This is a genomic window from Acidovorax sp. KPB24-03, from assembly GCF_057546605.1.
In genome coordinates, this window is the sequence record NZ_BAAJYR010000429.1 from 1 (window position 1) to 2,918 (window position 2,918).

Annotated in this window: 3 protein-coding genes and 1 pseudogene; all 4 read right to left on the bottom strand. The window is 68.9% G+C overall.

Annotated elements, in window-relative coordinates; translation table 11 throughout:
* Positions 1 to 317: 317 nt before the first annotated feature.
* Entirely contained in the window at positions 318 to 737 is a 420-nt protein-coding gene (locus AC27KI_RS22020) for a CopG family transcriptional regulator (protein ID WP_487090727.1), read from the bottom strand.
* A 119-nt stretch (positions 738 to 856) separates the two neighbouring features.
* Entirely contained in the window at positions 857 to 1,060 is a 204-nt protein-coding gene (locus tag AC27KI_RS22025; protein WP_284406566.1) for a hypothetical protein, read from the bottom strand.
* A 65-nt stretch (positions 1,061 to 1,125) separates the two neighbouring features.
* A complete protein-coding gene (locus AC27KI_RS22030) occupies positions 1,126 to 1,635 on the bottom strand; it encodes a pyridoxamine 5'-phosphate oxidase family protein (protein WP_284400527.1) in 510 nt (169 codons plus the stop codon).
* Between the two features lie 159 nt (positions 1,636 to 1,794).
* Positions 1,795 to 2,918 (bottom strand): annotated as a pseudogene (locus AC27KI_RS22035) (helicase C-terminal domain-containing protein); the annotation flags it as partial.

The window sequence follows — 2,918 nt, forward strand, 5'->3', positions numbered from 1 at the left end:
CAGGGCCTGCTGGATGGCGCGGGTGGCATCGGCGAGCTGGCCGGTGCGCATCAGCGGGGTAACTTCGTTCAGAAGCTGCTTGACCTTCTTGTTCCAGTCCATGGGGAATCCTTTCGAAAAGCGGGCTGCGGGGGCCCTGGCGTGCGGGGGCGGCACCGGGGCCCCCAGGGGCGCTGCGTGCCGCGTTCGTCTCGTCGTGTCTCTTGTCTCGCCGCCGCCTTCGAATCGGGCCGGTCTGCCATGGTGGTCCGGTCGCCAGCGCCGAAGGCGCGGGTCCGTCCCTTGTCGTCGTGTCCACCGGCGCGTGCCGGTGGATGTCAGCCGATGCGGCCGGCCAGCGCGGCCTTGACCGCCGCGCTGGCGTGCAGCGCCCCCAGCACATGGACCGAGGCGATGGTCGCCTGGGCCAATGCAGGGGGCACGTCGTCGTCGATGGTGCACAGGCCCAGCACGCGGATCTCCAGCGTCTGCCCTGCGGCCTGGACGGCCTCCAGTTCGGCCCGGCCGAACCGCTGCAGCCCCAGCACCAGCGTCTTGCGGGCCACCACCTGCCGCACCGCATCGGCCTGCGCAACCAGCTGGTTGCGGATCGCGGTGCGGATGAAGTCCGTGCGGTTCGAATAGAACCCCTCGGACACCAGCAGGTCGATGTGGCCGAGGTCCACATACCCCAGGTTGATCGTCACCTTCTCCGAATCGGGAACCTTGTTGCTGCGCTCGAGTACCGTCGTTGCCATAAAAACCTCATTTTTCCATCCCATTGGATGGTAAATGGATGGTCTATGGAATCTTTCAAGGGCATCCGCCCAAAATAAAGGGGCCCGAAGGCCCCTGTCGTTGCCGGGGTGCAGCGGCTTCAGCCAGCGCCGCGCCCGCCCCCGCTGCCTGCCGAGCCCTGGCGCGACTGCACCTGGTTGCCGCTGCCGATGTGCGCATCACGGTCGTGCCGGCTTTCCGGCGTGCGCTGGGCTTCGTTCTTTTGGGTGGGCTCCTGGTTGCCTTGGCGGTTGTGGTCGTTTTCCACTTTGCCCTTGCCGGGCTCCTGCTTGTCGTTGGCCATGGTGTGTCTCCTTGCGAACGGGGGAATGAAACGATGGGATCGATGGGGGGAGCGAACGGCTGCGCTCAGGACAGCGACAGTTCCTTGTGCTCGCCCATGTCCTTGGGCGGGTTGCCCGTGACGGCCGCCTTGGCCATCTTGAACAGCTGGGTCATCTTGCTTTCCTTGACGTCCCAGTACTCGGCGTGGCTGATGTGGATGGCCAGCAGCACGAGGTTGGGGTCGTTCACGCCGTCCGGAAACCAGGCCTTCGCCATGGGCGACCACAGGGCCTCTTTCTTGGCGATGTCTTCGATGAAGCCGGCCGCGCCGGACAGCGAAACATAGCTGTCCTTCTCGGGGTTGGAGTAGGTCACGTTGACCTGACTGTCCGAGCGCAGGCGCTCGAACAGCTCGCCGTCGCGCGGGATGAAGAAGAACAGTTGCGACTGTTCATCGATGTCCTTGTTCTGAGTCGTCAGGGGGTGGGCATGCAGCATGCCGCTGGCGGCGCGGTGCGTGAGCATGCCGAAGCGGATGTCCTTGATCAGCCGCCACAGCGTGGCATGGGGGGAGGTGGTGTCGTCGTTGCTCATGGGTGTCTCCGGCAAGCAGGGAAGGAGGCCGAACGCCGCGCGCACAGGGCGCTCGGCGCGGCAGGGAGGTCCCAATGTAGGGGGGCCCTGCTGCGCCCACGGTCGGCTCGCGGCCCGGGGCCCTGTGGGGCATGTCCGACATCTCCGCGCGGGCCGGGCTCAGGCCGCCGGGCGCCGCTCCAGCGCAAACGGCGGCAACCCCTTCAGCAGCCGCTGCCCATACGACGTGCGCACCAGCCGCTTGTCGTAGCAGTACACATGGGCGCGGTCTTCCTCCGTGCGGATCGCGCGGCCCACCCACTGCGCCAGGCGGATGGCCGTGGCCGGCACCACCAGTTCGCTGAACGGATCGCGCCCCGCCGCCCGCAGCCATTCGGCGCGCGACTCGCCCACCGGGTCGTCGGGCGGGGCGAACGGCAGCTTGGTGATGAACAGCGATTCGCACAGCGCACCGGGCAGGTCCAGCCCCTCGCCGAACGACTGCATGCCGAAGATGATGGACGGCTCGCCGCTGGCCACGCGCTCGCGGTGGCGCGCCAGCAGCTGGGTGCGGGGCAGCGCGGTCTGCACCAGCACGCTGCCGCGCATGGCGGTGGGCAGCGCATCGACGGCCTGGCGCATCTGGTCGCGCGAGGTGAAGAGCACCAGCGCGCCGGACTCGACCATGGCCAGGTCGGTCAGCAGCGCATCCACCATTTCGGCGGTGAAGGCCTGGGCCTCGCGCGGGTCGCCACGGTCTCGGTGGCGATCAGCGTGCCCTGCAGCGCGTAGTCGAACGGGCTGGGCACCTCCAGGGTGGTGACGGTCTCGTCGCCGAACAGCCCCGCCTCGCGCAGGAAGAAGTCGAACTGCCCGCAGCTCGTCAGCGTGGCCGAGGTGAGCACCGCCCCGCGCACGGCCGACCACAGGTGGTGGCGCAGCGTGTTGCCCGGCAGGATGGGGCTGGCGTGCGCCTTCACGACGATGAAATCGCCCTCCACCTCCAGCGTGAACCATTTGGCGGCCGGCACGGCACCCTCGGGCGCGTCCTGCAGCAGCAGTTGCGCGGTGGCGTGCACACCCTCCAGCCGGGGCGCGAGCGCGCCGACCTGGGCATAGAGCGTGGACAGGCGCCGCGCCTCGTCGGGCTTGTCGCGGATCTCGGCGCGCAGGGCCTTGGCGATGGCGCGCAGCGCGTTCAGAAAGCCCTCGGCGTGGTGCGCCATCTGGCCCAGCGGCTCCACCAGCGCCTCCGGCAGCACGCCGCCGGCCACGCGGGCCCGGGTGGGAATGCCGGGCGCCTG